The sequence below is a fragment of the Microcoleus sp. MON1_C5 genome (assembly GCF_036701875.1).
Taxonomy (GTDB): domain Bacteria; phylum Cyanobacteriota; class Cyanobacteriia; order Cyanobacteriales; family Microcoleaceae; genus Microcoleus.
In genome coordinates, this window is the sequence record NZ_JAUBRN010000027.1 from 31,411 (window position 1) to 57,605 (window position 26,195).

Genomic DNA, 26,195 nt, shown 5'->3' on the forward strand with positions numbered 1-26,195 from the left:
ATCTCAGCAATCCCTAATTTTTACCTGTTAGCTTGCTTCTGAGTTTTGGGTTTGACTGCTTCGGGATCTTTGGGCTTAGAAATGTCAGCTTTTAAGAGTTCCGGGAATGGCGGCTGGAGGTTGTGAACTTCGATGTCCATTCCCAGCGGCAGAGGTGGAAGCTGGGGCAGATCGTTTTCCAAATCCTTGAGTCCGCTAGCGGTTTGTATTTCCACCATCTTCGGCATTTGCGGTACTTTGGCGGTTTCCAAACTGCCGATCATTTTTGCCAGAGCGAATTCTAGCTGAGATCCCGGGTCGATCGCCACCCAACCTTGGTCAGTCATTTGCCGAACCTCGAAGTGAAGGTGAGGCCCTGTAGACATTCCCGTACTGCCGACGCGGCCGATCGTCTCTCCCTGTTTCACCCACTCTCCCGGTTTCACAAACAGTTCCGAAAGGTGGGCGTAGAGAGTTTCCTGAGACTTTTTGTTGTGGTTGAGAACCACTGTCAAACCGTAGCCGCCCAACCAATCGGCGATCGCCACTTGACCCGCATAGGCTGCCAGTACGGGCGTTCCCATCGGGGCCCCCAAGTCCGTTCCGGTGTGAAACCTGCCGTAGCCCATAACCGGATGAGTTCGCCACCCAAAGGGCGAAGTAATTGCCGAAGCAATAGATAGCGGAAACAGCAAGCTGGTGTTGCCATTTCCGGGCAGGCCTGCGGGACGCGGTGTGAGATTGTAGTAAGCAAAACCGGTATTGCTGCCGCTGCTGACACTAATGGCACCGACTTGAACCGGCCCGAGTCCCATGCTGGGCGCTGGAGCGCCGCCACCGTAAGATGCAGATCCGGCATAATACCCAGCGTCTGCCGAGTATCCTGCGTCTGCCGAGTATCCTGCGTCTGCCGAGTATCCTGCGTCTGCCGAGTAGCCGATGTTTGCCGAGTATCCAGTGTTTGCCGAGTATCCAGTGTCTGCCGAGTATCCTGCGTCTGCCGAGTAGCCGATGTTTGCTGGGTAGCGCGGGGGTGCGTAGGCTGGTTCCGGCGGATTTGAACCCCCCCAAACCTGGCTGCCTATTTGTTGAACGGCTTGACCGATCTTACTGACAGGATTTCCGCTACTATTTCCGGCTACAGTTTCCCCAACATTGTCTGGAATGCTTTCTGGCAGATTTCGAGGAGGAGGGGCTGCAATATAGCCGTCGTCTGCGATCGGAGGTTCTGGGCTGTAGTTGGGTTCTCCGGCATCGGCCGTCACCGGCTCGGAAACAGGAGGAGGCGCGCACAAATCGCCACCTCCTTCGCAGCCGGTCGATCGTTCTGCAAACTCTATACTTGTTGGCGCTTCGTACTCTTGGTACTCGCTGGTAGCGCCAATGCTGTAGTCTGTTTGGTCGATTTCAGCGTGGGCTGGGTTAACTGGCGCTTCAAAAGGCGGCTCCTGGGCCGTCGCTTCTGGCAAAGGAATCAGCGCGGGTTCTGGCAGATAATATTGGGTGGGAGGTGGTTCGCTGGCGTACTCCGGCTCGGACGGCGGTGCGGCATCGAAAGGCTCGGACGGCGGAACTTCTGCCTGCGGTTCAGGTTCAGGGTATGGTTCTGGCTCCACTTGGCTGTATTCGGGTTCCGGGGGCGGGAGAGGAGCTTCAAATAATGGCTGGAGGTCTGCTGCGCCGGGGACGGCTTGTTCTGCTGGCGGAGTTTCGGCTTGGGCCCAAACTAGGCCTTTGCTGAGCAGTCCCAGACTGGCAAGGCAACCCAGTCCCACCAGCAGTGAGCGATCGGACAAAAGGCGCGATCGAGTCCGGGTGCCTGTAGGGTTCTTTTTTTGCTGTTTGGTGTTCAAAGGGGCTGTTATTTGCTTGTCTGGAACTGGTTTCACGATTTTTTTTCCCAACTCAACAGGGGGCACAAGGATCTCGAAGTCAGGATCGAATGTATGGCAATCCTTGTCTTTATATACAGACCTAACTGATTTTACCGGGCTTGAGGCAATTTTTTTTGCACATAGAACAAGCTCGAATACCTTGCACATTCAGTCGCGATCGATATCCGGTTTTTTTGATCCCGATGGCACTTGCCTAGAAGTGTCTGACGGCCACACTGATGATAGCGCTTTGGCGTTCCTCTATGTTAATTAGTTGCCTATATTTCTCGGGTTATGCAAAATTTCGGCGCAGTCGGTTGTCCTAAAACCGCCTGCTCGATCGCGATTTTTTCCTTAAAGCTGGCGCTGCCTTTAAACTTCGCGGACAAAATTGTTGATTGTTTAGAATACAAGCTAAATGATTCGCTTGGGGATGGATAGGTTTCATGACTGTAGCTGGCGATCGCTTGACAAATTTTCCTGACTCTGAATGCGCCGGAGAGCCTGAGGGTATCAGTTGGGACTGGCAGAGTTCTGAAGGCTTGCCGTATCTGACTTGCAGCTTGCTTTCTCGCTGGTCTCACGGCTTTTTTACTCGCGAGTTCTCGCCCCGGGGGCCGATCGAGCTGACGGAAGTTCTCGAACCTGGGGCTAAGGTTTACCGACTCCAACAGGTACACGGCAATGCGGTACTCAAAACGAGTGAGTTGTCCCCGGTTGTGGCTCCGGGCCCGGAAACCGCTGCCCCAAGCTATGCTGAGGCTGATGGCTTGGTAGCCGAGCGAGAATTGGAGGCGCTGTGGGTTTGCTCGGCTGACTGTGTGCCGGTGCTGATTGCTGACGAGCGCACGGGACTCGTTGCTGCAGTTCACGCGGGTTGGCGCGGGACTGCTGCTAAGATATTACCAGAGGCGATCGCTCAACTTGTGGCACAAGGCAGTCAACTAGAAAATCTGAAGATTGCTATGGGGCCGGCGATCGCTGGAGAGGTTTACCAGGTATCTGTGGAGGTAGCAGCGGAACTGGGAGCCACCTTTGCTCCTAAGAGTGGCGTTAGTGCGACAGCCGACGGCATTCTAGAGTTTTTGCACCAACTGCCGGAAACGCCTGTCTTAGCCGATCCAGAACCGGGAAAAGTACGCTTGGATGTTCGCCTCTGCAATGCTCTGCAATTGCAGCAGTTGGGAATCGATGTTTCTCAAGTGGCGATCGCTCCTTTCTGTACTTATTCTGACTCGGCTCACTTTTTTTCGTACCGCCGCGATCGACTTAAAAAAGTCCAGTGGTCGGGAATTGTGAGTGCCTGCGGGACAAGTCCCTTCTGAGGGCATTTGGCAGAAGGTAAAATTTTAGACGGCCAAGATAAAAATAAAAATCTTTGGATTCATTATTTTTTATTTACGAATGCCAAATGCCTTCTAGTTTCTATTTTCGTAAGGTTTGCTGGTTCCTGTTTTAAAGCACCAAAAACTAGCAGCAAAACTTTTGGGAAAGCGGCAGAGCCCCCGCCCCGCTTTCCTCTCTTGTTAAGATTACTCTATAACGAGAGTCTTCAGCGGGTTATTACCATGAGTGAGCCAACTCCCTATCAACTGCTTGAAGTCGATGAAGATGCTTCCTTTGATGAAGTGCAAGAGGCCCGCACGCGCCTAGCTGAGCAGTACAGCGGTGACAAGAAACGTTTGGAATTGCTCGAAGCCGCTTACGATGCGATCCTCATGGATCGCCTGCGGCAGCGACAGGAAGGTAAAATTAAAGTACCCGAACGCATCCGCTTTCCCGAGCGGCTGACTCCGCCACCCCCAAGCTTTACTCCCTCTCCTCCTAGTGGCAGCCCAGCTTGGTTGCAGCGGCTAATTGATACTCCTAGTCGATCGGACATTTTGTGGCCGGCTGGGGTGTATGTGGGGTTAGGCGGACTGAGTATTTATCCGGCAGCTAATGATGGTTTACTACAGTTGACTCTGGCTCTTGGGGTCGGCTCTTGTCTTTATTTTGTTAATCGCAAGGAACAAAAATTTGGTCGGGCTGTGCTGCTGACTGTGGCGGGCTTGGTTATAGGCTTGTTGCTGGGAGGCTTTTTGGGTTCTTTGGTCAGTCCGGCATTTATAACAACAGAGAAATTTATCGCTTTGTTTACGTTTTTAATTCTGTGGCTGGTCAGCGGTTTTCTGCGATAGTCAGCAGTCATTAGTCAGCAGTTATTAGTCAGCAGTTATTAGTCAGCAGCCAACCACTAATAACTGTGGAATTAAGACCTCCGACAAGTAACATCGGCTAACAATTAATAACTAATGACTAATGACTAATAACTAATGACTAATGACTAATTTTTGCGACCTAAAATAATCTCAACTGCTTCGCTCAAATTGTTGGCAATTAAATCCGGTTGGTGCATTTCTAGTTGGGTGCGATCGCGAATTCCGCACAAAACACCAATTACCTTGACACCGTGCGTTTTTGCTGCTATAATGTCCGCCTCCGTATCGCCAACCATCCAAGTGTCAGAAGCCGGCGGCAGTTCGGCGAGAGCTCTTGCCATCAACAGCGGCTTATCTTTGACATCCCCGGTTTTAACGTAATCGTTGGGGAGGCAATAGCGGCGGTTTGCTGGGAAAAATTGCCCTAAATTGCAGCGGTTGAAGGCTTCATCTAGTTCCCTAACGCGGCGCATGGTCATCACCGCTAAGTCTACTCCAGCGCGCTGCACCTTTTCGAGGGTTTCCATGGCGCTGGCGACTGGTTGATCGTAAACCATGTAGGGTAGGGTGTGGACGGTTTGACGGCGTTTCTGAGCAAAATCGCGGGCTTGATCTGCATCTAATCCTGAGAGGATGGCAATTTCGGTTTCGGGAACCCGCGCGCGCTTCATGTCCCAAAACTCGGCTTTGGGGAGTTCGCGCACTGGTTGGTCCGAACGCTTAGTCTCGGCGAGACAATACTGGTAAACTCGGTAGTAGCGATCGGACACGTCCATGATCGGGCCGTCAAAGTCGGTAATAAGTCTCAGCATTTAGCAGAGTATTTTTAAGCTTTTATACAAATCCTTCGATACTATATCACTTAAAGGTAACACTTTGTTTACAAAAATTGACACAAATACCCAGGGGAGGTAAGGTCTATAGGAATGGTGCTAATTAAAGCAAACATTTGAATTAAACTGTGCTGTTCCTCAACTTTAGCGGTTGTAAGCCATATCCGGGAATTTAAAATTAAAATGTGCCGCACAAATAGTGTAAACCGCTACATATTCTTCATAAATCTCAACCTCAACAGAGGATGATTTTGACTGCGCTTTCTCACAAAAAGTGGGTCAAATTAATATTTGGCCCCATTTTTAAAATAAGCAAAAAACTGCTTGGAGAATCCAAAGTGTACTGTTTGCATAAATTTGCCACCGGTAACAGGTGATGACCTCTGCCAGTATAGAAATTCCCATGATAAATCGCAGCCAAACAACAACTAACTTTACCGGCTAACCTTTGAGAGAGATGCTCTACAATAACGATATGCTTCCCACATTAACTGTAGAGAGCAGCCCCAGAAGTATTAATATTCTTCTTTATAAGCTGTTATCCTTACGCAGGATTGAATACCTCACAGTCGATCGGGAACTTAAGATTAAAGAAATATCTGTGAAAGTGCAAGATTTTGCCTACATTCATGAGGAAGTAGGCGAAGGAAAAGACGTGCGCGATAGTTTTCCCGAACTGATAGGAATTGAAGGACTTCTTGAAGATATTATTGAAGAACGACAGCAAGATTGTCAGTTAAAATCAATTAGCCGAGTTCTCAAAGACGGCTCTTATTTGTATCTAAATTTGTACATTTTTGGTTATAAGGGACAAGCCAATGCTGATAGATTGATTATTTTATGTGAAGATGTGACAGATAGCATTGGCTCTCAGCCAACCATGGTTCAGGCTGCCAACAAAACAAGTATTAAAGGCGATAACTTAGCTGCGGCTGGCGATTATATTGACAAAATTATTAATTCCCTAGGGGATGTTTTGTTCGTAACAGGAACATCGGGCGAAATCAAAAAAGTGAATCAAGCTGCACAGCAATTATTTGGATATACCGAATCGGAATTAATCGGCCAATCCATATCCCTGATTACGGCTGAGGAGGAATTGTTACGCAAAGTCAGCCAGCTACCTCCTGCACTTAAAAGCGAATATTGGCCTCAAGTAAAAGTAGCTTGCCAAACGAAAATAGGTTTAAAGCTGATTGTTGCGTTTTCATGCTCTAATTTTGAGACAAGCACAGGAAGCCCGGATGCAGATAGCGAGGTTATACAAGATTTTGTTTATATCGGCAAAGACGTTACCAAGCAACAACGCATAAAAAAGTGTCAAGAAGCACAGTATGCTGTTACTCATATCCTGTCAGAATCAACTTCTCTAGATAGTGCAACTCCGAAAATTTTGCAAGCTATTTGCCAAAGTTTTGGGTGGGATTTTGGCGAGCTTTGGACGCCTGCAGAGGTTGAGAAAGAAACTAGATGGGGTGAGGAAATAAACTCTGAAACAGATCCGCTTTGGTGCCTGCCGCTTTGCTGTCCGATCGAGGCAGCTCCTTGTTGGCGGCGGGTGGCAATTTGGCAGGCAGCGGAGGAAGTTAGGGAGTTTGCCGAAAACGAGGAGCAGATTACTTTGGCTGCGGGTGAGGGTTTGCCGGGAGCGGTTTCCAGAAGCGGTTCTACGCAGTGGATTACCGATCTTGTGGGCGATCGCAATTTCGTGCGATCGCGCTTGGCCGAGGAAGCGGGACTGCGATCGGGATTCGGTTTCCCCATTCACGCTAGGAGCCAAGTTGTAGGAGTAATGACTTTTTTTTGCCGGGAAGAACTGCCACCGGATCAAGATTTACTTCAAATCATAGCTGTGGTAAGTTCTCAATTAGGGGAATTTGTCAAGCGCAAATATGCAGAGAAAGAATTGCAAGAAGCTGAAGCTTCAATCCGATTTTTGTACGAACAAGAAAAACGCCAAAGTGAAGAATTAGCTCGGCAAAATTTAGCTTTAGAACAAGCCAAATTAGAATTACAAGCAGCTAACATGGAATTGCAGCGCCTCGCTTCGGTGGATGGATTGACTCAAATTCCCAACCGCCGCTGTTTTGACAAAAAATTGGAGTTAGAATGGCAGTTGATGGAGCGAGAAAAAGAGTCGCTGTCTTTAATTTTGTGCGATATCGATTTTTTCAAACTTTACAACGATCATTACGGGCATCAAGGAGGCGACGAATGTTTAAAACAAGTAGCCGAGATTTTAGCTAGCAAGGCTCAGCGGGCAGGAGATTTAGCTGCCCGCTACGGTGGCGAAGAATTTGCGGTAATTTTGTCGCGCACTGATGTGCAAGGAGCAAAGCAGATAGCTGAAGCAATTCGCAGCGATTTGAAAGCAGCGGCAATTTTTCATGCTGCTTCCAAGGTAAGTAATTTTATAACTCTTAGTATGGGTATCGCTACTACTGTACCTGCTGCTGGTTTATCGATTGAGGAGTTAATTGGACAGGCCGATCGAGCGCTGTATCGAGCTAAACTAGAAGGGCGCGATCGTATAGTTTGCCTAGACTTGAAAAGAGAATTTCAGGCCGGGAAAGGAGTATTTTCTGATGATTGTGAGAGAAGCTAAAATCGCTGACGCACCTGCAATCGCACGGGTTAATCTAGATACTTGGCGGACAGCTTACCGAAAAATTGTACCTACAGATTACCTCGCGCAACTGTCCTATGAAAAAGGAGAAAGCCGTTGGCAAGAAATCCTGGCAAACGTCAAAAATAGTGGGGTATTTGTCTGCGTTGCTGAGAATGACTCGGGACAAATTGTGGGTTTTGCGGCAGGTGGTTGCGAGCGCACCGGCAAATATGTATATAAAGGAGAATTATTTGCCATCTATATTTTGGAGGAATATCAGCGTCAAGGAATCGGACGGCAACTCGTGAGAACAGTTGCCACAAAATTGGCAGAGTTAGGTTTGAACTCGATGCTAGTTTGGGTACTAGGAGACAATTCAGCCTATAGGTTTTATGAATTCTTAGGAGGTGAAAAAGTAGACGAACAGCAAACAAGTAGAGCAGGAGTTGCACTCAAAGAAATTGCCTACGGTTGGAAAGATATCGCAGTGCTGATTAACACGCCTGTATGACCTAAAAAGTGGAAGTTTTGTCAATCATCTATCAAACTTCCCCTCTTGATTTGTTCCCGTTCAATTGCCTCAAACAAAGCTCGAAAATTCCCCGCCCCAAAACCTCCAGCTTGCACCTGTTTGCCGTTAACTAAACTAACTCGGCGCTCAATAATCTCGAAAAAGAAAGTCGGTTCTGCAAAAATTGGCTGGGTAAAGATTTGCAGCAGCATCGCTGCGGGAGTATCTTCTTGCCAATCTGCCAAAACTTGACAAGCTGCAATTGCTTGCCAATCTGCGGGCAAATAGTTTTGCCGCTGCTGCAATTCCGAGTAGTATGTTGGAGGAACCGGCAGAAAAGGCAAACCGCACGATCGCAAATCGGCAACAACACCCACAATATTATTAGTTTGCAAAGCCATGTGCTGAATTCCCGGCCCCCGATTTGCGCTCAAAAACTCTTGAATTTGAGAATTAGCTGATGCCGGTTCATTAATCGGGAATTGCACCCCACCTTCAGCGTGCACCATAACTTGGCTCCGCAAAGCCGATTTCTCAGTCTGAATGTCAAAATTTTGCTGCGGTTGAAAATTTAATATTTTTTGATACCAACTAACAGCACTTGACAAATCCCCAGATTCAACATTTAACACTACGTGGTCAATCCGGGTAAACAACGGCCGCTTATCCGAAGCCGATAGCAGTGAATGGCTGCCAATTCGCTCCACGAGCGTATGGCTTAAATCTCCCCAGCCCGAAATTTTTGCCCGCTTAAAGTAGCCTCCTGCGTTTAGGTCTTCTTGAATCGGTTCTAGGATTTTAGCGCCTTCAGCAGCCGCTCTAGCTACCGCTAATTCAATATCTTTTACCCGAAAACCCACATCGGCAATCCCTGGAGGATGAAACTTCAACCAACTAGCAGCGGGACTAGCGGGTGTCAGGGGCGAAGATAAAATAAAACATACATTGCCGCTGCTGACAACTTCAGTGCGAGTGTGGCTGCTGGCATAACCTGCTATTGATTGAAAGCCTAACTTGCCGACAAACCAGTCGCGGGATACTTTAGCGTTTTCAACGTAAAATTGAATGCGATCGAACTCCATAATCAATAATTGAAAATGGAAACTGAAAAATGGAAAATCTGCTGATTTTCAAGGCGAAATTGCAAGGGAGGAATTGAGTAATGGATATTTTTCATATTTTTTATTACGCGCCCAGTTAATAATAACCTAAAGATTGAATATCCTAGCTCCCTCTGAAGGTAGAAATAAGTCGGCCCTTAAAAGAAACCCGGTGTGTGCGATAACTTAGGTTTGACCGCTAGGCCTTCACCAATAGGACTAAGGCAAAAAAATGGTTTGACGTGCTATTTATAGGAGTAAGGTGCGCGAGCCCATGCACCTACATAATTAACTGCTGTACAAGTTCTCAAACCTAAAAATATCATAATTTTTCTTGCCTTCAGCTTCCGCTGCGTTCTGCCTTCAAATCACTCCTCAATAGCTAAAAAAACAAATGACTTTCCGGCTGAATATTAATCTCCATGGGCACAGCTTGCGGGTCAGCCGAAAGAGCAAACATAATCGCATTGGCGGCAGTGTCGGTAGTCAGCATTTTTGACCTGTCTACCTTCAAACTCACATTATCCCAAAACGGAGAATCCACCCCGCCAAAATAGAATAGCGTAAACTTAATACCGTAGCGTCGCAGTTCATCTGCCATGCACTTGCTGAAACCAACTACCCCAAACTTTGAAGCGCAATAAGCAGTTCCCATCGCCATCGAATGCTTGCCCAAAATCCCGATGACATTGCAAATGTGGCCGGATTTGCGCTCTTTCATCACATTCGCTGCTGCTTGAGACGTGTAAAAACTGCCTTTCAAGTTCAAGTCAAGCATGGCATCTAAATCAGCGGGTTCTAACTTGTTCCACTGCTTGAGAATTCCGGCACCGGCGGCGTTTACGAGGGCATCAATTTGTCCGAAATGCCCGCCAGCTTTGTGCATCAGCGTCTCGACTTGGGGCAAATCGGTGATATCGGTGGGTACGCACAGTACCTCTGTTGCCGAAAGTTCGCTAGCTAAAGCGTCTAATTTACTGCTGTCTCTGGCGGCGAGCACTAGCCTCGCACCCGCATCAGCGAGTTTGCGGGCCACCGCTGAACCGATGCCGCCAGTTGCACCCACCACAACCACAACTTTGTCCTGCATATCCCTTTACATTTCTTTACGTCCCGATTGTATGATAACTCAAGTTGCTAGTAATGGGGAGGTTGATATATTTTAATTTTTAATTAATTGAGGGAAACTTGCCAGCCTTTTTCGGCTTTTTTTAGCTGGAGAGAAGTGCAGGATTGCAAAAACTTAGTAAATTTCCTACCGAGATTAAAATCTTTAATTATTTGGGTAATTTGTTTGCCGTATTGTCTGTGAAATTCGCTGCCTACATTGGAGAGAAATACAGAATTTTCACGAGAGTTGCCGGTTAAGTCGCCAACGATTTTGACAAGAGCTCTTTCCAAGTCTTCCAGAGAATTAATATCGGTCAAAGTCGCAGGTGCTGTCTGGTGGTTATTCAGAATTTCTTGGCTAAGTATTGGCGGTGGGGGCGATAATTTTACTTCAAAAAGAGTGACATAAGTTTGAGAAACTTCTGAGGGTTTGTGGAGGACAAAATCGGTGGGATATTTAAGAAAGATATCGCGGGTTTTAGTACCGAGCAAATGATGGGCAACAACTTGATTGAGGACTAAGCCGTAATTTTCCCTAAATAAAGCTGAAACAGTAGAAACTTTTATCCACTGAGTTGAGGTGCGTTTTTGCTCTTTTTTAATTAATTCTTTTAGTTGAACAACTAATTGTTCTAGGGGTGTAATTTCCGGTATGGTTACAAGGGAATGGGTTTCCATTTGTCCGGTTTTGCTGTTTAAAACTAGGATTTTATCTATTTGTTTGCGGACTTGAAATACGGTTAGTCCGTGGGCTTGCAGTGTATTGCTGAGGTGAGTGAGGGCGCGATCGGACGAACAGACAAAAATCTCTTTGGCTGTGGGATAATGTACGAAAATCGATGCGCCGACTGTAGCCATTTTTAAGTCGGCGCTGTCTTTGCCGGGGGGGACGTGAATTAGTTGATAGCCGCGCTGGTGAAATTCGGCATCTTTTTTGCCCATGCTGCGCCAGTTGGCAAAGGCAACTTTGATTTGGATGGGATAGTTGCAAATTCCCTCTAGGAATTTTTCGGTTTCGATGGTGAGTTGCAAGTTTTCGACATCTAGCAGCAAGATAGCAATGCCGATAGGAAGCGAATTTGTTTGATGGGTGGTGGGAGTGGGAGGCTTTGACGAAACTGAGTTTTGTGATTTAGCGGGTGCTGTTTGAGATTGGGCTAGCTGCTGAATTTTGGCCGATAATTTGCTGAATTGAGGTGAATTAACGAATTCTGGAACCAGCAGAATTTGTAGGTATTTTTTCGCAGTCAGCAGCAGGGAATCTGTATCGCTGGCTACTGTGAAACTTTTTGTCAATTTTCCAATCAAAACTGACTGAAACTCAGGTTTTGCCCAGGGGGTTTTCCTGTATTTTTCAGCTATCCATTCGGGATGCTGTTCCTGAATGGTAATTAGGGTTTGAGCTATATAGCGACTGATGGCGCTGAATGCGAGAGATTCTTGAGTCGCCAGCAAGGGGGTTCGATCGGGCATGGCCCTCTACAATGCGGGATGCTGTTTCAATTTATCACAATTCTAGTTTGTCGCCGGGAGTCGGACGATCGCCCGCCAAATTAAACCGGCGGCAATTAATGCCAATCCTGTCAGCCAAATTTCCCTGTCCACCCAGAAAGCCAGAAACAGACAATTCCCCAAACCCGCCCAAGCCAACCACTGCGGATAAAGCCTTTCGGCGGGGGAAAGTTGCAGCGCGGCGAGGTTGGTGATAGCGTAATATATCAAAACGCTAAAAGCGCTAAATGACCAAGTGGTTTTGACATCGCCGACGAGGATTAAAAGTGCGATCGTAACTTCGACAACCACCACAGCCACGTAGGGAGTTGTCCCCGCAGGATTCAGCCGCGCCAAGACTCTCGGCATATCCAAGCGCCGCCCCATCGCCAGCCAGATGCGCGAGAGCCCTAAAATTAAGTTCAGCAAGACTCCCAACATAGCGGTAATTGCGCCGACGGCTAGCAGTTGAGAAACTCCTCGAATTGGGAAACTGCGGGCGATGACTTCCAGGGGTGCAGTCGTGCCGCCTGGTTGTAAAGACAATTTATCGCCTCCCCCCGCGCCTGCGACAACTACTGCTACCCCCACGTAAAGCAGCATTGTCAGCACCAAAGTAAAAATTATGGCTTTCGGAATGGTTTCCCTCGGTTCCCGCACTTCCTCGCTCATTGTGGTGATGCGAGCGTAACCGCTATAAGCGACAAACATCAGGGCGGTGGCCTGGAAGATGGAGCCGATCGAGCTATGATTCTGTAGCGCGGGCATTTCCCACCTTACCTCTGGCAAACCGACAGCAACAAACACCGCTAAGGATAGAAGTGTAACTGAGACTATGGCAGTATTGGCAATATTCGATCGCCTAATTCCCGTCAATACAATTAAAGTGAGGGCGGCGAGGGCGACTAAAGCTGTTAGGATCAGGTAAGTGCGATCGGCTACACCAACGGCATTTAAAAAATACCCCGCAAAACCTAAAGCAGCAGTAGCCGCAGAAGCCGTTTTCGCCAACAGAAACATCCAGCCTGCTGTAAAACCCAGCCAAGGATTGAGATATTTGTAGCCATATTCATAAGTACCGCCGCTAACCGGATGATTTGCCGCTAATTGAGCGCTGCTAAGGCCATTGCAAACAGCAACTAAAGCCGCAATACCTACAGCCAAAATCACTCCCGGCCCAGCAACTTCCGCTGCAATCCCGATACTCACAAATACTCCCGTGCCAAGAATTGATCCCAGGCCCATGAGAGTTGCGCCGAAAACACCTAACTCTCGCTTCAGAAGTGGTGAAGACATAAATATAGCGGTTTTCTGTTCAGTGCCATACTGATATTAGGTTACATCTAGTAATATTTGCAATAATTCCGGCAGGGGCTTAAACCCCCGCCTCCAAAATCAAGTCCCCAGCTAGGAGGACTGAAATACTTATTGAGAATGTTGACCAATCTGAGTTAACAGTAAGTCAAATACTATTACTATTTCAGAGTTTTGTTAAGAGGACTTTAACTGTGAGACAGGGACTTAAGGCCCTGTCATAATATAGCGACTCAGAGAAAGCAAAACACCCTGGTATTAACCGAAACGGCCTTGAATGTAATCTCTCGTACTCGAATTGCCCGCAGAAGTAAAAATCTTACTTGTCGGTCCAAACTCCACCAGGCGGCCGATGCGACTTTCATCAGTATTAAAAAATGCAGTGTAATCAGAAACACGAGCCGCCTGCTGCATATTATGTGTCACAATCACAACAGTTAACTGCTGCCGCAGAGTCTGAAATAACTCCTCAATCTTCATCGTTGAAATCGGATCTAGAGCAGAACAAGGTTCATCCATCAGCAAAATTTTCGGCTTCACAGCCAAAGCGCGAGCAATACAAAGCCGCTGCTGCTGTCCGCCCGAAATCCCCTGAGCTGATTTATTCAAATCGTCTTTGACTTCATTCCAAAGCGCCGCACTTTTAAGTGCAGATTCCACAATTTCATCTAATTCTGCTTTGCTTTTGCGACCAAAAATTCTCACCCCGTAAGCAATATTATCGTAGATGCTCAGCGGAAAAGGATTCGGCCTTTGAAACACCATTCCAATTTGGCGGCGCAAACTATTAATGTTTACTTTCGGGCTGTAAATATCCTGTCCAAAAAACTCTACTCTTCCTTTAATTTGAACCTTTCCCTCCAATTCACCAATCCGGTTGAGAGCTTTGAGAAAGGTAGATTTGCCGCAACCTGAAGGGCCAATAATCGCCGTAATTTGCGGGTGAGGGATATTCATCGATAAATTTTCTAAGACTTTGTGAGTTCCGTAATAAAAACTCAAGTCCTGAACCCGCAGTGCTGGCATTGCATGGGGGTCAATTTCCGGGGTAACATCGTCTAGGAATTGATCTGTATAGTTTTCTGCTTTCAAGTTAGCTTTAGGTTTCATTATTTGCGGGTTATATTGTTAGTATTTGACTGAAAAATGCACTTTAGTTATTGATTTATCGGTTTTGCAAGCGTTTCCGAGTTACTGTACGGGATGCGACGCTAGCAATTAAAACCATACCCAAAAGGACAGAGGCAGCAGTCCACGCCAATTCGTTCTGCTCCTTGTAAGGAGAGCTGGCGTAGCTATATATTAATACCGACATAGAAGGAGTCGGAGTCAGCAGTGTCTCGGGAATTTCTTTGAGTTTTGAGATAGTTTCTGCACCTATGGGAGACTGCATTATCTCGCCCAATTTATCAACTAAAGGAGGCCAAAATTGACTCGACAACGCCGTTACAATCAGCGGTGCGGTTTCGCCGGCGGCCCGGGAAGCAGCGAGTAAAATACCTGTGGTAATAGTTGGAAGTGCTGAGGGTATGATAATGCGAAACATAGTTTGAAAGCGTCCGCCTCCCAAACCAGCAGAAGCGAGGCGATAAGAAGTAGGCACTAATTTTAATGCTTGTTCTGTTGTCAGAGCAACAACTGGAAGCATGATGATGCCGAGGGCAAAACCGCCTGCTAATGATGAAAATGCTTTGGTGGTAACGACAATTAGGGCGTAGGAAAAGACGCCAACGACGATCGACGGAACGCTGCTGAGAATGACGGTGATAAAGCGAATACTATTGGCCATCGCTTTGTTTTCTCTACCAAACTCAGACAAAAATATTCCCGTCATTACGCCGATAGGCACGCTGATCAATGTCGCAATTCCCACCATTAAAGCAGTGCCGAGAATGGCATTGGCAAAGCCGTTGGGCTGGTCTTCAACTCCGACGGGTGCGGGCAAAGATACTAGCACTTCCCAGCTCAAATGTGTAAGTCCTTCCCCCAAGATTTTGTACAAAATAGCGAACAAAGGTAGCACGGCAAGAGCTGTGAGAAAGCAGGCAATAAGTGTCATTCCCCGGCTGAACAAAGTTCTGCTCAGTGACAGGGGGTTGTAGATTTCTGCATCCAGAATACTGTTTGATTTTTGTGCTTGAGTCATTTTTATTTTTTAGCTCCCTTAACGCCCATTAGCTTAACCAGCAATACTGCCACTGCATTCACCAACAGAGTGATGACAAATAGAATCAAGGCTAAATACATCAAAGCGCCAATGTGCAGCGGTTCGAGAGCTTCCCGAAATTGACTTGCCAAAACAGCAGGAATTGAGTAGCTGGGAGCTAGCAGGGATTTGTTAATTTGAATCGAGTTGCCAATCACCATTGTGACGGCCATTGTTTCGCCTAAAGCGCGTCCCAAGGCCAAGATTGTAGCGCCTATAATTCCTGAACTAGCTGCTGGTAATAACAGCTTAAATATTGTTTCCCAGCGGGTGGCACCGAGGGACATCGAAGCACTTCGCAAATCTACTGGGACAGATAGCAATACATCGCGGCTGATGGCGGCTACTGTTGGCAAAATCATAATTGATAACAGTATTCCTGCCGGCAGCATTCCGGGGCCTAAAGGTTCGCTGCTGAACAGGGGAAACCAACTGAAATTATCAAACAATGACTGCTGCAATGGCAACAAAAAGGGAATCAAAACAAAGATTCCCCAAAGGCCAACTATCACGCTGGGAATAGCCGAGATTAATTCAACCATGAATCCCAAGGGCGATCGCACCCAAGGGGGTAAGAAGTTCTCGCTAGTAACTATAGCTACTGACAGCCCTAAAGGAAGTGCGATGATTATGGCGATCGCAGAACTAATCACAGTGCCGTAAATAAACGGCAATGCCCCAAACTGCAACTCGCCGATATCCCACTTGGGATTCCACAAGAAGGAGAGCCCAAAATTGCTAATAGCTGGCCAAGCATCTTTAAAAATTATCGCGCTTATCCAGAACAGCGTGCCCGCTGTCGCTAAGGCAAAAGCCCATACAAACACTGTAAATCCTGACTCGATCCATAAACCTTCGCCAGAAGTATCTGTCAAGTCTAATGCTGTGTTTATTTCTGCCGATTTTCGCGTCACTTTTTTACGTTTTTTGGAAGGATTGGTCATACCGGAATTATTGCGTAAAAAGCGAAATATTTGCTTGAAAGACGAGTAATTCTAAGGGGGTTGGTGCGCGCTGCAAACCTGGTTTGTAGGGGGTGCAGCTCGCACCTTACATAGTAAACTTAGCGCACATTAACCTGATAATTTATGAGTTTTGAGTCATACATTTAACTCGTCCACTCCTAACCCCGTGCGCTCGCCCCAATTAACCTCTGGCAACCACAGTCTGATTAACTGTTTGAACCACCTTTTGAGCTGTAGCTGAAGGAATCTGAGTAAACTCTAGCTGTTTGTTGATACCTTGACCTGTAGTCATCACCCAATTAACCATCTTTTTAATAGCCTCTGCTTTCGCAGCAGGATACTGTTTGTAGATTAACAGCCAAGTCAAGCCAACAATCGGATAACCGTCGTTAGGATTGCCTTCTACTAAGCGGAAGTCTGCGGGGAATGTTTCCCCTGCTAAAGCTTTCTCTGCTTCAGCCAAGCTAGGATCTACAAACCGGCCAGCTTTATTTTGAATAAATGCTGTTTGGAGATTGTTTTGCCGAGCATAAGTATCTTGAACGTAGCCGATCGCACCCGCTGTATTTTTCACCAAAGCAGCTACGCCGGGGTTTCCTTGACCGCTGACAGCGGTGTCGGGCCACTTCGGCTGAGCGGCAGCTTTGATGCTGCTACCAGTTGCCTGCAAGTGGTTAGCAAAAATAAACGTTGTACCGCTGCTGTCTGCCCGCACAGCTACTCGAATTGGAGTATTTGGCAAGCCTTTAGCTTGTCCAGAAATTCCGGCTATTTTCGCATCATTCCAGCGAGTAATCTTGCCTTCAAAGATGCCGTTCATGGCATCCTTATTTAGCCTCAGATTCGTCACTCCGGGCAAGTTGTAAACAACTGCAACAGCACCGCCAGCAGTCGGAACCGCCATGACGCCGCGCTTTACTTCGGCTATTTGCGCCGCAGTCATCAGCGCGTCGCTGCCTGCGAAATCAACAGTGCCTGCAATTAATGCTTTGATACCAGCACCGCTGCCAGTTCCTTCGTAGTTTACAGTAATTTGATTGGCACTTCTCATCTGAGAGAAGTAGCGATCGTAAAGAGGTTTAGGGAAAGTTGCTCCCGAACCGTTTAGTGTGACAGCAGCTACAGCAGAACTAATCAACGAGAGCGAAAATGCTGCTACCGCTAGTGTCACTATAAAACTACGTCGCCAACGTCCTGTGAAAAAATTCATACTCCTCCTCTCCCTTAATAGCCGACTTTGCAAATCTCCTCCATAGGATAGACTGAAACCTCCAAAGAAAGGGATATAAAAGAATAAGCTTGTTTTAAACTTTGGTTAAGTTTAGATTAAATAATAAAAGAATAAGCTAGTCTTAAATTTTGGTTAATAATAGATGAAATTTTCATACCGAAGACTCGTAAACCTGATTTATTAAATACATCAGGGAGCTGCCTGTGCGATCGCCACTTGATGCTCCTTACCCTTTTTCTGAACTTTAAATTTTTGGCATGACTGCAAAAAATCGTAAAAATTGCTACCCAAATGCAGCGATTGCAGCTTTTTAGTTATTGGTTGACCGTATTGCTTGTGAAATTCGGTCGCTACCTGGTTAATGCCAATGTAATTGCCTGGAGATTTAGCAGTTAATGCCAGTACAATATTTGCTATAGATGCTTCCAGGGCGGATGAGGACTCTGTTTTTGAAGCCGCTGCTGCTTTTGGAGCGATCGCCACTTGATGTTCGTTACCGAGCAATTCCATTTTGAAAACAGACGGACGCGATTTAAAAAAATTAATTAGACTAGAATCAGGCAAAAATTTTTTCACAAGTAAATCGGCATGACACTGATATTTAGTATAAAATTGTTTCTTGATTGTTGTAACAGGAATAGCATTTTGTTTTAACTCAACTATCGCTTTCGCAATCATGGCTACAAGTATCTTTTCTAAAGCAGCCAGCGAATTAATCCCAATTGAATTTACTGACTGGGTTTCGGGAAGTTTTTGGGATTCAATATCTAGATCTACGACAAGAGGAGTTACACACTCTTTAGTCCCAGAATAAATTTTGTCTTCTGCTGACTCCAACAGTTTTGCTGGATGGGAAGTTGTAGAATTGAACGCAACATTACGGCGCTCTTGAAAAAGCTCAGCCACACTAGAAAAACGAGCGATTCGCTCATCAATAGATTTGTGTTCAGCCTTCAACAACTCTGCAACTTGATTAGCCAATTCTTCAAAACTAGGGATTTCCTCTTCCCTTTCGCAAGAATAGTGCTTGCTATCACCATTCTGACAGTTTTCTACAGACAAAACAGAATTTTGCCGACGCACCCGAAACACAGTCAATCCCTGATTTTGCAACTGATTGCAAAGGTGATTTAACAAACCGTCCGAAGAACAGACAAAAACTTGTTGCACATCCCGATATCGATATAAAATAGCCGCGCCAAAAGCAATCATTTTACCATCAGCACTATTAGCACCGCCCGGAACGTGAATCAGTTCGTAACCGCGATCGTAAAGTTCAGCATCCAACTTGCCGATACTCGGGTTTTTCCAGTTAGCAAAAGCAATTTTAACTTGCAGGGGATAGTCGCACAAACCGGCTAAAAATTGTTCTGTATTAACCTTAAGTTTCAGATTTTCGGCATCCAACAGCAAAATCGCAATCCCGCCGGACTCTGTGGTGGTTGCATGGGCGATTTCCTTCGGGATAGCTTCGCTTAACCGTGTTTCGGTGCATTTGCGACTGAAAGACTGCGGACTCAACCGCTCAAAAAATTGTTTGCGGCAAGCTTTGCAAAGATACCGCTGGTGCCCGTTGGGACGACCGTTTTTACGAACTTGGTCAGATTCGCATCTTGGACATTTCATGTAACCCATTATGCAGCCTACTCCCGAACCGAACAAGGCATTACCTATCTTCTTCTTTCTCTTCCTTCGCGCCCTTGGCGTCTTCGCGGTTCGTTAAATACGTATCTTTTGAGCGGTTCAGGAGTAACTTGTGACAGTCGATCGGCTCATAATAACAAAAGAACGTTAACAATTCTTAAAAAAAATGGCTAGAGACTTGCGGGGATTCCTAAAACTACTCGAAGAACGGGGACAACTGCGCCGGATTAGCGCTTTAGTCGATTCCGACCTCGAAATTGCCGAAATTTCCAACCAAATGCTGCAAAAAGGCGGCCCGGGATTGCTGTTTGAAAACGTCAAAGGGGCAGATTTCCCCGTTGCGATTAACCTCTTGGGTACGGAACAGCGCGTTTGCTGGGCGATGAACATGGAAAAGCCGATCGAACTAGAAGAGCTCGGCAAAAAACTGGGAATGCTGCAACAGCCAAAACCGCCGAAAAAGATTTCCCAAGCGATAGAATTCGGCAAAGTCCTGTTCGACGTAGTGAAAGCCAAACCCGGCCGCGACTTTTTCCCAGCTTGTCAGCAAGTGGTACTTGAGGGAGAAGGGCTGGATTTGAACAAAATCCCGATGATTCGCCCTTATCCGGGAGATGCGGGCAAAATTATTACCCTGGGTTTGGTAATTACCAAAGATTGCGAAACCGGTACGCCGAATGTGGGGGTTTATCGGTTGCAGTTGCAGTCAAAAAACACGATGACTGTACACTGGTTATCGGTGCGGGGCGGGGCGCGGCACTTGCGGAAAGCGGCGCAGGCTGGTAAAAAGTTGGAAGTTGCGATCGCCCTTGGAGTCGATCCCCTGATTATCCTCGCAGCAGCAACCCCAATTCCTGTAGATTTATCGGAATGGTTATTTGCCGGACTTTACGGCGGTTCCGGCGTGCAATTGGCGAAGTGCAAAACCGTAGATTTGGAAGTACCGGCGGACTCGGAAATCGTGTTAGAAGGAACGATTACGCCGGGGGAAGTTCTGCCCGACGGGCCCTTCGGCGATCACATGGGTTATTACGGCGGCGTGGAGGATTCGCCGTTGGTTCGATTCAACTGCATGACGCACCGCAAAGACCCGATTTATCTGACCACATTTAGCGGGCGGCCGCCGAAAGAAGAAGCAATGATGGCGATCGCGCTTAACCGTATTTATACCCCTATTTTGCGGCAGCAAGTATCGGAAATTGTCGATTTCTTCTTACCGATGGAAGCCCTGAGTTATAAAGCTGCAATTATCTCGATTGATAAAGCATATCCCGGTCAAGCGCGCAGGGCTGCTTTAGCATTTTGGAGTGCATTACCGCAGTTTACTTACACTAAGTTTGTGATTGTTGTCGATAAAAGTATCAACATTCGCGACCCGCGTCAAGTTGTGTGGGCAATTAGTTCTAAAGTCGATCCGGTTCGAGATGTATTTATTCTGCCGAATACGCCCTTTGATACGTTAGATTTTGCCAGTGAAAAGATTGGTTTGGGAGGCAGAATGGGGATTGATGCTACTACGAAGATGCCGCCGGAAAGCGAGCACGAGTGGGGGGAAGTTTTGGAGTCCGATCCGGATGTGGCGGCGATGGTAGAAAGGCGTTGGGCTGAGTACGGTTTGGCCGATTTGAATTTGGGAGAAGTCGATCCGAATTTGTTTGGCTATGAGATGAAGTAGGGGAATCAACCGTAAAATCTGAGATATCGCACATCCTCGATCGACCTGTTGGGGCGGGTTTTTCCAACCTTTTATGACACAGATAGACAATCTCAAAAACCCGCCCCCACCCAACTAAAAATCGCAACTTACCTCTTTTTTGTGCGGTCGGGACTTATGCGCTTCGTGATAGAAACCGGGTTTTTTGCCTTATCTGCGGGCTGTAACGAAGTATTCCCGCAAAAACCCGGTTTCTGACCACCCGTGCGTAAATCCTAATTTAAACAACAGCTACTCCGTCTCCCGAACTCGCTGAAGCATTCCTTGCGTTGTTGGATGCTGGGAAAGTTGCGAGTCTTGACCCGTTGATATCGCCTGCTGGAGAAAATTAATGAAATTCCTACAAACTCTTTGGGTGTCGGGATGATTCTTCCCCAATTGGTTAAACAAGATTTCTAATGCTCCCAGAAAAAACGGTTCTGCCTCCGGGTAGCGACCCATTGCATAGTAGAGCCATGCCAGATTGTTCAAACTCAATGCCGTATTGGGATGGTCGGCTCCGAACTGCTGCTCGTTAATCGTGAGCGATCGCACTAACAAGGGTTCCGCCTCGGGGTAGCGTCCCATTGCCTCGTACAGCCCTGCTAGATTGTTCAAACTCGTTCCCGTATGAGGATGGTTGGCTCCGAGCTGCTGCTCCATGATGGCGAGCGATCGCACATACAGGGGTTCTGCTTCCGGATAGCGACCCATTGAATCGTACAGCAATGCCAGATTGTTCAAACTCAATGCCGTATTGGGATGGTCGGCTCCGAGCTGTTGCTCGCAGATCGAGAGCGATCGCACATACAAGGGTTCTGCTTCCGGGTAGCGTCCCATTGCACGGTATAGCTCTGCCAGATTGTTTAAACCCTTAGCCGTATCGGGATGGTCGGCTCCGAGCTGCTGCTCCCAGATCGAGAGCGATCGCACTAATAAGGGTTCCGCTTCTGGGTAGCGCCCCATTGACTTGTAAATCCCTGCCAGATTGTTCAAACTCAATGCCGTATTGGGATGGTCGGCTCTGTAGCGTTCCTCCGTCATGTGAAGGCAAGCTTGATACCACTTTTCCGCCTCTGCCCACAAACTCTGGCTCTCGGCAACCCGCGCTAAGCCCGTAAAAGGCAACACAGCATCAGTGCTATCTTCCACCAATTGCGACCATTGCTCCGCCACCGCCTCCAAATGGGGCAGCGCCTCTTTTACCCGTTCCTGCACGTCCAGCGTCACAGTCTGCGGAATCGTCTTTGCCACCGCTGTCAGCGCCGCGGCAAAACTTCTCCGCAAATTCTCAGCATCGGCGTATCCCTGCAATTTGGCTGCAAAAAACTCCCGAATCAAAGCATGAAGTTGATACTGCTTTTGCTCCACGCGCCCCAGCAAACTCAACTCCACTAAACGCCGCCGACTCTGGCTCAAAACCCGATCGTCCAGTAGCAAACACCACTGCTGGGGTGCTTGCACCTTTCCCCACACCGCCAACAATTTCTTCAGCCAGTTTTGCTTTGGGGCTTCTACTCTACAAACTACGACCACTGACTCCACCAACTCCCAAGGCATGGGAGCCAAAGCAAATACACTCAGCAATACCGCCAACTGCTGTTCGGCAGCATTTAACTGCACCCAACTTAACTCAAAAGCCGCCGCTACAGGAGTCAGCACCTCATCCTGCAACAGCTTTTGCTGCAACTGTGCCAATAACTCTGCTACCGACACATCTGGCTCTACCTTGAGAAAGGTTGCCACCAGTTCAATCCCCAAGGGCAAATACTCCAACCAAGCACACAATTTCTCAGCAACAATCTGTTCCTGAACAATGCGAGTCTCTGCCTGACTAACTTCATACAGTAACTTGAAAGCATCCAAGGGTCTGAGCTTCTTTAAATCCAATCGCTGCAAGGTTTTTTCTTCCAGTCGCTGTCGCGCAGTCAGCAACACCTTAAAGCGGGGATTTCTCGGCAGCAACCGCTGCACCGCGCGGTAATCGTTGACATCATCCAATACCAGCAGAGCATTGCCAGAGGTTTGTTTTGCCCACTCTTCGTAGCAAAACTGCAACCGTTCCTCCAGATTGTCGAGAGTATCCGGCGGCTCAATTCCCATTCGCAGCGATTTTTGCAACACCTGCGGCGCTAAATCGATTTCCCGCACAAACAGCCACCAAATCCCCGCTGGATAGGTGTTGCAGTCGCGGTGAAATGTTGCATACTGCCATGCCAATTCTGTCTTGCCGATGCCGCCCATTCCCGACGCAGCGGCAATGGCAACGCGGCTTCCATCCTGCAACAATCCTTGCAATTGCTGCATCTCCTCATCCCGTCCGACAAAGTTTTTTGAACCGAGTTCCGAGGGAATATCGTATAGTTGGTAAAAACTTGTGAAACCTGGATTAAGTGTTTTTCGCTCCAGGTCTAGGACTTTTTTGCTAATACCTTAGCCCATTTCTGAAACGTTGGAAAATGCTGCTGTAAAAAATTCTCTGTATCCAATTCAGCCTCGTAGGAAATTCCCACAAACGGCGGAATGCTTGAGATTACGCCTTTAAGTTTCGCGGCCGCTGTTGCTCCCGGTTGGTTTAGCTTGTCCCGAATCTCCTGCAAAATCTGAACTACCTCATCGGGATACTGCCGCTGCACTTCAATTTGCCCAACTTCTTCGACAATCTCGGCAACAATAATCTCAGCTTCCGGTTCGGGAATTTCCACCGTTTTAGTTTGCCTAGCGAAAACCTGCCAATACTTTTCTTCCTCTTCCTGAATCTCCTTACATAGCTCTCTAATTTGCTGTTTAATTAGGATTTTATCTTCTAATCGTGCTAAAACTAGAGCCTTCTCCTTGCCCCCTAATTGCTCTCGCAGCGATTCTAAGTTCTCTTCTATGTCAGACAGACGATTAATTGGCATTGATATAACTCCGGCAGACTGAACAACTCCTGACTCTAGTCTACATCCGGAAAATTCCAATATACGCATTAATGCGATCGAACTGATGTCTTGCATTTGTTGCCAGATTCCGGCAGGGGTTGAAACCCCTGCCTCAAAGCGAAAGTCCACTTAAGTGGACTTAAGAAAGGATTGATTAAAAATTTAAAAAAAAGGATGGAAGCGGAGATCGATCGCCTTTTCAGTCGTCTTCAGACGACTTGAGCTTTGAGGCGGGGGTTTCAACCCCCGACGGACTGTTGCAAGAAGTGCAAAAACTAAATCACAAATCAGTTTACCGTTCCAAAACCTCAACCAAGTCTTCCACCATCAAATCGAAGACTTCAGCAAGTTTCTGCAAAGCCGTATAGTCCACCGTTGCCATTTTGGGCGCTTGGGCGTATTTTTTAACCGTGCTGTAGGGAATTCCCGTTCTGTCAGAGACTTCTTTCAGCGTCCAACCCTTTTCCTCAGCTAGTTCTCGAACTCGCAACCGAATTAACCCCATCTTGGCGCTGACAAATCAGTTTATTCTTCCAAAATTTCCACTAAATCTTCGATCGCAATATCAAACGCACGAGCCATCTTGTCCAAAGCTGTGTAGTCTACAGTTGCCATACCTGCAGAATTAGCATAGGTGGCGATCGTGGTGTATGGAACACCTGTTCTGTTGGAGACTTCCCTGAGAGTCCAACCCTTCTCTTGAGCAAATTCTCGAACTCGCAGCCTAATTCGTCCCATATTCCCAACGATAAATCAGCCTACTCTTCCAAAATCTCAACTAAATCTTCGATCGCAATATCAAACACGCGAGCCATTTTGTTCAAAGCCGTATAATCTACAGTTGCCAGTTTGGGAGAATGGGCATAGCTTCTAACCGTACTGTAAGGAATGCCCGATCGCTCAGAAACTTCTTTCAACGTCCAACCCTTCTCTTGGGCTAGTTCTCGAACCCGCAACCGAATTAACCCCATCTTCCCGCTGACAAATCAGTTTAATTTTCCAAAACCTCAACCAAATCTTCGATCATCAAATCGAAGACAGCAGCAAGTTTCTGCAAAGCCGTGTAGTCCACCGTTGCCAGTTTAGGAGCTTGGGCGTATTTTTTAACCGTGCTGTAGGGAATTCCCGTTCTATCAGAGACTTCTTTGAGCGTCCAACCCTTCTCCTCAGCGAGTTCTCGAACTCGCAATCGAATTAATCCCATTTATGCTTGACAGCAGCTATGCTCATATCTTTTAATAAAGATAGTTAACAGCGATCGCCCTCCGACCTGAGAAATCAAGGGCGAACGCCTTTCCTTTACCACCCACAAAAGTGGGCAGAACACATCTATGATACCAAAACAATCGACATATCGCGATCGACTTCAACCTTGGCATCTAATTCGCCACCTCCCCAACTGTCAGCGGTTAACAGTCGCCCGTTTCGCCCGCCGCCCCGATGCCGAATCTTACTTGAACGCGCTGCGCCGCTTAATGCCTGCAGTCCCCCATACAATTGTGTTCGTAAATGCGGTGTCTGTGTTGGATGAAAACAGCGTTCCAATTCAAACACAATTGCCGATCGAAGTTTAATTGTTGAAAAGTGCGATCGCCCTTCCACAAATAGGAATTATTCTATTTTACCGGAAGTGCGATCGACCCTAATTTGCAAAAAAAATGTTGCTAAAGTGAAAATAGATTTGAGTCAAGGAGTCACATCAATGCCATCTCCCTTTCCCGGCATGGACCCGTATTTAGAACATCCCGACTTTTGGCCTGGGATACGCCACTTGCTGATTAGTGAAATTTTCAGGTTTTTATCTCCCCAACTGCGTCCTAAGTATTTCGTGTCATTGGAAGTGAGAATGTATGAAACCGCTGACGAGGATTTGTCCGTTATTGGCATTCCTGACGTAAACGTAATACAGCCGCAAACGGCAACAGAAACAACAGCATTAAACGTAGCAGTTGCAGCACCGCCTACACAACCATTAACAGTAACTATTCCCATGCCCTACCAGGTTCGGGAAGGCTATTTAGAAATTAGAGAAAGAGGAAACCAAGAATTAATCACCCTGATTGAAATCCTCTCGCCTAGCAATAAGCGCACAGGAAAAGGACGACAAATGTACGAAGAAAAGCGAGAAGAAATTTTAGGTAGCCGCACTCATTTAATTGAAATAGATTTATTGCGGCGCGGTCAAAAAATGCCAGTTATTGGCAATGACATTGAAAGCCACTATAGCGTTTTGGTGTGTCGGGGAAATCGCCGTCCCAGAGCAGATTTGTACGCTTTTAACGTGCAGAACCCGCTGCCAGCCTTTCCTTTACCGCTGCGATCGGGCGATACCGAACCTATAATCAATTTGCAGGAATTATTCACTCAAATTTACGACATAGCAAGTTACGACCTGAAGATAGATTATCGCAACTGGGAAGTCATGCCACCGCTGTCAGAAGCCGATACGATTTGGGCAGATGCTTGGTTGGGCGATCGAGGATTGCGAGATTGATTTGGCGTGCAGCCATT

The 26,195-nt window shown here is 47.1% G+C and carries 24 protein-coding genes; 7 read left to right on the forward strand and 17 right to left on the reverse strand.

The genetic code is table 11. The features are described from left to right. Positions 1-20: 20 nt before the first annotated feature. Positions 21-1,868, reverse strand: coding sequence for a peptidoglycan DD-metalloendopeptidase family protein (locus tag QUA71_RS14990; protein WP_333286069.1), 1,848 nt, complete (start codon positions 1,866-1,868; stop codon positions 21-23). A 431-nt stretch (positions 1,869-2,299) separates the two neighbouring features. On the opposite strand from QUA71_RS14990, the gene pgeF reads away from it, so the two are divergent. Then, on the forward strand, positions 2,300-3,178 hold the full coding sequence (gene pgeF / locus QUA71_RS14995; RefSeq protein ID WP_333286071.1) for a peptidoglycan editing factor PgeF: 879 nt from the start codon (positions 2,300-2,302) through the stop codon (positions 3,176-3,178). A gap of 243 nt (positions 3,179-3,421) precedes the next feature. Next, positions 3,422-4,033, forward strand: a complete 612-nt coding sequence (locus tag QUA71_RS15000; RefSeq protein ID WP_190663744.1) for a CPP1-like family protein — start codon at positions 3,422-3,424, stop codon at positions 4,031-4,033. A 146-nt stretch (positions 4,034-4,179) separates the two neighbouring features. On the opposite strand, the gene QUA71_RS15005 is transcribed toward QUA71_RS15000, so the two are convergent. Continuing rightward, entirely contained in the window at positions 4,180-4,866 is a 687-nt protein-coding gene (locus QUA71_RS15005; protein WP_333286073.1) for an HAD family hydrolase, read from the reverse strand. 478 nt (positions 4,867-5,344) lie between these two features. Between QUA71_RS15005 and QUA71_RS15010 the strand changes: the two genes are divergently transcribed. Both QUA71_RS15010 and QUA71_RS15015 read left to right on the forward strand, forming a co-directional pair. Further along, positions 5,345-7,492, forward strand: coding sequence for a diguanylate cyclase domain-containing protein (locus tag QUA71_RS15010; protein WP_333286075.1), 2,148 nt, complete (start codon positions 5,345-5,347; stop codon positions 7,490-7,492). Next, the gene (locus QUA71_RS15015) at positions 7,473-8,006 is read left to right on the forward strand and encodes a GNAT family N-acetyltransferase (protein WP_333286077.1); all 534 of its coding nucleotides are present in this window, start codon (positions 7,473-7,475) and stop codon (positions 8,004-8,006) included. Before QUA71_RS15010 ends, QUA71_RS15015 begins: the two co-directional genes overlap by 20 nt. 20 nt (positions 8,007-8,026) lie before the next feature. Here the strand turns inward: QUA71_RS15015 and hppD are convergent, their stop codons facing one another. From hppD to QUA71_RS15060, 9 genes are all read right to left on the reverse strand, one after another. Continuing rightward, positions 8,027-9,088, reverse strand: a complete 1,062-nt coding sequence (gene hppD / locus QUA71_RS15020; RefSeq protein WP_333286079.1) for a 4-hydroxyphenylpyruvate dioxygenase — start codon at positions 9,086-9,088, stop codon at positions 8,027-8,029. Between the two features lie 400 nt (positions 9,089-9,488). After that, positions 9,489-10,196 carry an SDR family oxidoreductase gene (locus tag QUA71_RS15025; RefSeq protein ID WP_190663739.1) on the reverse strand — a complete coding sequence of 236 codons (708 nt, stop codon included), beginning with the start codon at positions 10,194-10,196 and terminating at the stop codon, positions 9,489-9,491. 83 nt (positions 10,197-10,279) lie between these two features. Further along, the gene (locus QUA71_RS15030; protein WP_333286081.1) at positions 10,280-11,689 is read right to left on the reverse strand and encodes an NYN domain-containing protein; all 1,410 of its coding nucleotides are present in this window, start codon (positions 11,687-11,689) and stop codon (positions 10,280-10,282) included. Positions 11,690-11,731: 42 nt separating this feature from the next. Further along, complete coding sequence (locus QUA71_RS15035) at positions 11,732-13,003, reverse strand: APC family permease (RefSeq protein WP_333286083.1); 1,272 nt, start codon at positions 13,001-13,003, stop codon at positions 11,732-11,734. Positions 13,004-13,279: 276 nt separating this feature from the next. Beyond that, entirely contained in the window at positions 13,280-14,131 is an 852-nt protein-coding gene (pstB, locus tag QUA71_RS15040) for a phosphate ABC transporter ATP-binding protein PstB (RefSeq protein ID WP_333286085.1), read from the reverse strand. Between the two features lie 55 nt (positions 14,132-14,186). Next, positions 14,187-15,167, reverse strand: coding sequence for a phosphate ABC transporter permease PstA (pstA, locus tag QUA71_RS15045; protein WP_333286087.1), 981 nt, complete (start codon positions 15,165-15,167; stop codon positions 14,187-14,189). Between the two features lie 2 nt (positions 15,168-15,169). Beyond that, the gene (gene pstC / locus QUA71_RS15050; RefSeq protein WP_333286089.1) at positions 15,170-16,171 is read right to left on the reverse strand and encodes a phosphate ABC transporter permease subunit PstC; all 1,002 of its coding nucleotides are present in this window, start codon (positions 16,169-16,171) and stop codon (positions 15,170-15,172) included. Positions 16,172-16,373: 202 nt separating this feature from the next. Continuing rightward, positions 16,374-17,402: a phosphate ABC transporter substrate-binding protein PstS gene (pstS, locus tag QUA71_RS15055; protein WP_333286091.1), complete on the reverse strand. Its 1,029-nt coding sequence runs from the start codon at positions 17,400-17,402 to the stop codon at positions 16,374-16,376. A gap of 210 nt (positions 17,403-17,612) precedes the next feature. Further along, complete coding sequence (locus QUA71_RS15060) at positions 17,613-19,058, reverse strand: IS1/IS1595 family N-terminal zinc-binding domain-containing protein (protein WP_445243785.1); 1,446 nt, start codon at positions 19,056-19,058, stop codon at positions 17,613-17,615. A gap of 175 nt (positions 19,059-19,233) precedes the next feature. On the opposite strand from QUA71_RS15060, the gene QUA71_RS15070 reads away from it, so the two are divergent. Further along, positions 19,234-20,742, forward strand: a complete 1,509-nt coding sequence (locus tag QUA71_RS15070) for a UbiD family decarboxylase (RefSeq protein WP_333286093.1) — start codon at positions 19,234-19,236, stop codon at positions 20,740-20,742. Between the two features lie 270 nt (positions 20,743-21,012). Here QUA71_RS15070 and QUA71_RS15075 read toward each other — a convergent pair whose 3' ends face one another. The 6 genes from QUA71_RS15075 to QUA71_RS15100 all read right to left on the reverse strand — a co-directional run bounded on the left by QUA71_RS15075 (position 21,013) and on the right by QUA71_RS15100 (position 24,888). Then, positions 21,013-23,067 carry a tetratricopeptide repeat protein gene (locus QUA71_RS15075; protein WP_333286095.1) on the reverse strand — a complete coding sequence of 685 codons (2,055 nt, stop codon included), beginning with the start codon at positions 23,065-23,067 and terminating at the stop codon, positions 21,013-21,015. Between the two features lie 104 nt (positions 23,068-23,171). Next, the gene (locus QUA71_RS15080; RefSeq protein WP_333286097.1) at positions 23,172-23,663 is read right to left on the reverse strand and encodes a hypothetical protein; all 492 of its coding nucleotides are present in this window, start codon (positions 23,661-23,663) and stop codon (positions 23,172-23,174) included. Between the two features lie 313 nt (positions 23,664-23,976). Next, positions 23,977-24,189 carry a helix-turn-helix transcriptional regulator gene (locus tag QUA71_RS15085; protein ID WP_333286098.1) on the reverse strand — a complete coding sequence of 71 codons (213 nt, stop codon included), beginning with the start codon at positions 24,187-24,189 and terminating at the stop codon, positions 23,977-23,979. Between the two features lie 20 nt (positions 24,190-24,209). After that, the gene (locus QUA71_RS15090) at positions 24,210-24,422 is read right to left on the reverse strand and encodes a helix-turn-helix transcriptional regulator (protein ID WP_333217711.1); all 213 of its coding nucleotides are present in this window, start codon (positions 24,420-24,422) and stop codon (positions 24,210-24,212) included. A gap of 20 nt (positions 24,423-24,442) precedes the next feature. Continuing rightward, positions 24,443-24,655 (reverse strand): helix-turn-helix domain-containing protein, encoded by a 213-nt coding sequence (locus QUA71_RS15095; RefSeq protein ID WP_333102249.1) that lies wholly within the window; start codon positions 24,653-24,655, stop codon positions 24,443-24,445. Between the two features lie 20 nt (positions 24,656-24,675). Next, complete coding sequence (locus tag QUA71_RS15100; protein WP_333093481.1) at positions 24,676-24,888, reverse strand: helix-turn-helix domain-containing protein; 213 nt, start codon at positions 24,886-24,888, stop codon at positions 24,676-24,678. Positions 24,889-25,015: 127 nt separating this feature from the next. Here QUA71_RS15100 and QUA71_RS15105 point away from each other — a divergent pair, with 127 nt between their 5' ends. After that, positions 25,016-25,258, forward strand: a complete 243-nt coding sequence (locus QUA71_RS15105; protein ID WP_333286101.1) for a hypothetical protein — start codon at positions 25,016-25,018, stop codon at positions 25,256-25,258. Positions 25,259-25,386: 128 nt separating this feature from the next. Next, a complete protein-coding gene (locus tag QUA71_RS15110) occupies positions 25,387-26,178 on the forward strand; it encodes a DUF4058 family protein (protein WP_333286102.1) in 792 nt (263 codons plus the stop codon). Positions 26,179-26,195 lie beyond the last annotated feature (17 nt).

Coding starts and splice junctions, on each gene's coding strand:
- pgeF (WP_333286071.1), top strand. CDS start 2,300: ATGACTGTAGCTGGCGATCGCTTGACAAATTTTCCTGACTCTGAATGC.
- QUA71_RS15000 (WP_190663744.1), top strand. CDS start 3,422: ATGAGTGAGCCAACTCCCTATCAACTGCTTGAAGTCGATGAAGATGCT.
- QUA71_RS15005 (WP_333286073.1), bottom strand. CDS start 4,866: ATGCTGAGACTTATTACCGACTTTGACGGCCCGATCATGGACGTGTCC.
- QUA71_RS15010 (WP_333286075.1), top strand. CDS start 5,345: ATGCTCTACAATAACGATATGCTTCCCACATTAACTGTAGAGAGCAGC.
- QUA71_RS15015 (WP_333286077.1), top strand. CDS start 7,473: ATGATTGTGAGAGAAGCTAAAATCGCTGACGCACCTGCAATCGCACGG.
- hppD (WP_333286079.1), bottom strand. CDS start 9,088: ATGGAGTTCGATCGCATTCAATTTTACGTTGAAAACGCTAAAGTATCC.
- QUA71_RS15025 (WP_190663739.1), bottom strand. CDS start 10,196: ATGCAGGACAAAGTTGTGGTTGTGGTGGGTGCAACTGGCGGCATCGGT.
- QUA71_RS15030 (WP_333286081.1), bottom strand. CDS start 11,689: ATGCCCGATCGAACCCCCTTGCTGGCGACTCAAGAATCTCTCGCATTC.
- QUA71_RS15035 (WP_333286083.1), bottom strand. CDS start 13,003: ATGTCTTCACCACTTCTGAAGCGAGAGTTAGGTGTTTTCGGCGCAACT.
- pstB (WP_333286085.1), bottom strand. CDS start 14,131: ATGAAACCTAAAGCTAACTTGAAAGCAGAAAACTATACAGATCAATTC.
- pstA (WP_333286087.1), bottom strand. CDS start 15,167: ATGACTCAAGCACAAAAATCAAACAGTATTCTGGATGCAGAAATCTAC.
- pstC (WP_333286089.1), bottom strand. CDS start 16,171: ATGACCAATCCTTCCAAAAAACGTAAAAAAGTGACGCGAAAATCGGCA.
- pstS (WP_333286091.1), bottom strand. CDS start 17,402: ATGAATTTTTTCACAGGACGTTGGCGACGTAGTTTTATAGTGACACTA.
- QUA71_RS15060 (WP_445243785.1), bottom strand. CDS start 19,058: ATGGGTTACATGAAATGTCCAAGATGCGAATCTGACCAAGTTCGTAAA.
- QUA71_RS15070 (WP_333286093.1), top strand. CDS start 19,234: ATGGCTAGAGACTTGCGGGGATTCCTAAAACTACTCGAAGAACGGGGA.
- QUA71_RS15075 (WP_333286095.1), bottom strand. CDS start 23,067: ATGCAGCAATTGCAAGGATTGTTGCAGGATGGAAGCCGCGTTGCCATT.
- QUA71_RS15080 (WP_333286097.1), bottom strand. CDS start 23,663: ATGCCAATTAATCGTCTGTCTGACATAGAAGAGAACTTAGAATCGCTG.
- QUA71_RS15085 (WP_333286098.1), bottom strand. CDS start 24,189: ATGGGGTTAATTCGGTTGCGAGTTCGAGAACTAGCTGAGGAAAAGGGT.
- QUA71_RS15090 (WP_333217711.1), bottom strand. CDS start 24,422: ATGGGACGAATTAGGCTGCGAGTTCGAGAATTTGCTCAAGAGAAGGGT.
- QUA71_RS15095 (WP_333102249.1), bottom strand. CDS start 24,655: ATGGGGTTAATTCGGTTGCGGGTTCGAGAACTAGCCCAAGAGAAGGGT.
- QUA71_RS15100 (WP_333093481.1), bottom strand. CDS start 24,888: ATGGGATTAATTCGATTGCGAGTTCGAGAACTCGCTGAGGAGAAGGGT.
- QUA71_RS15105 (WP_333286101.1), top strand. CDS start 25,016: ATGATACCAAAACAATCGACATATCGCGATCGACTTCAACCTTGGCAT.
- QUA71_RS15110 (WP_333286102.1), top strand. CDS start 25,387: ATGCCATCTCCCTTTCCCGGCATGGACCCGTATTTAGAACATCCCGAC.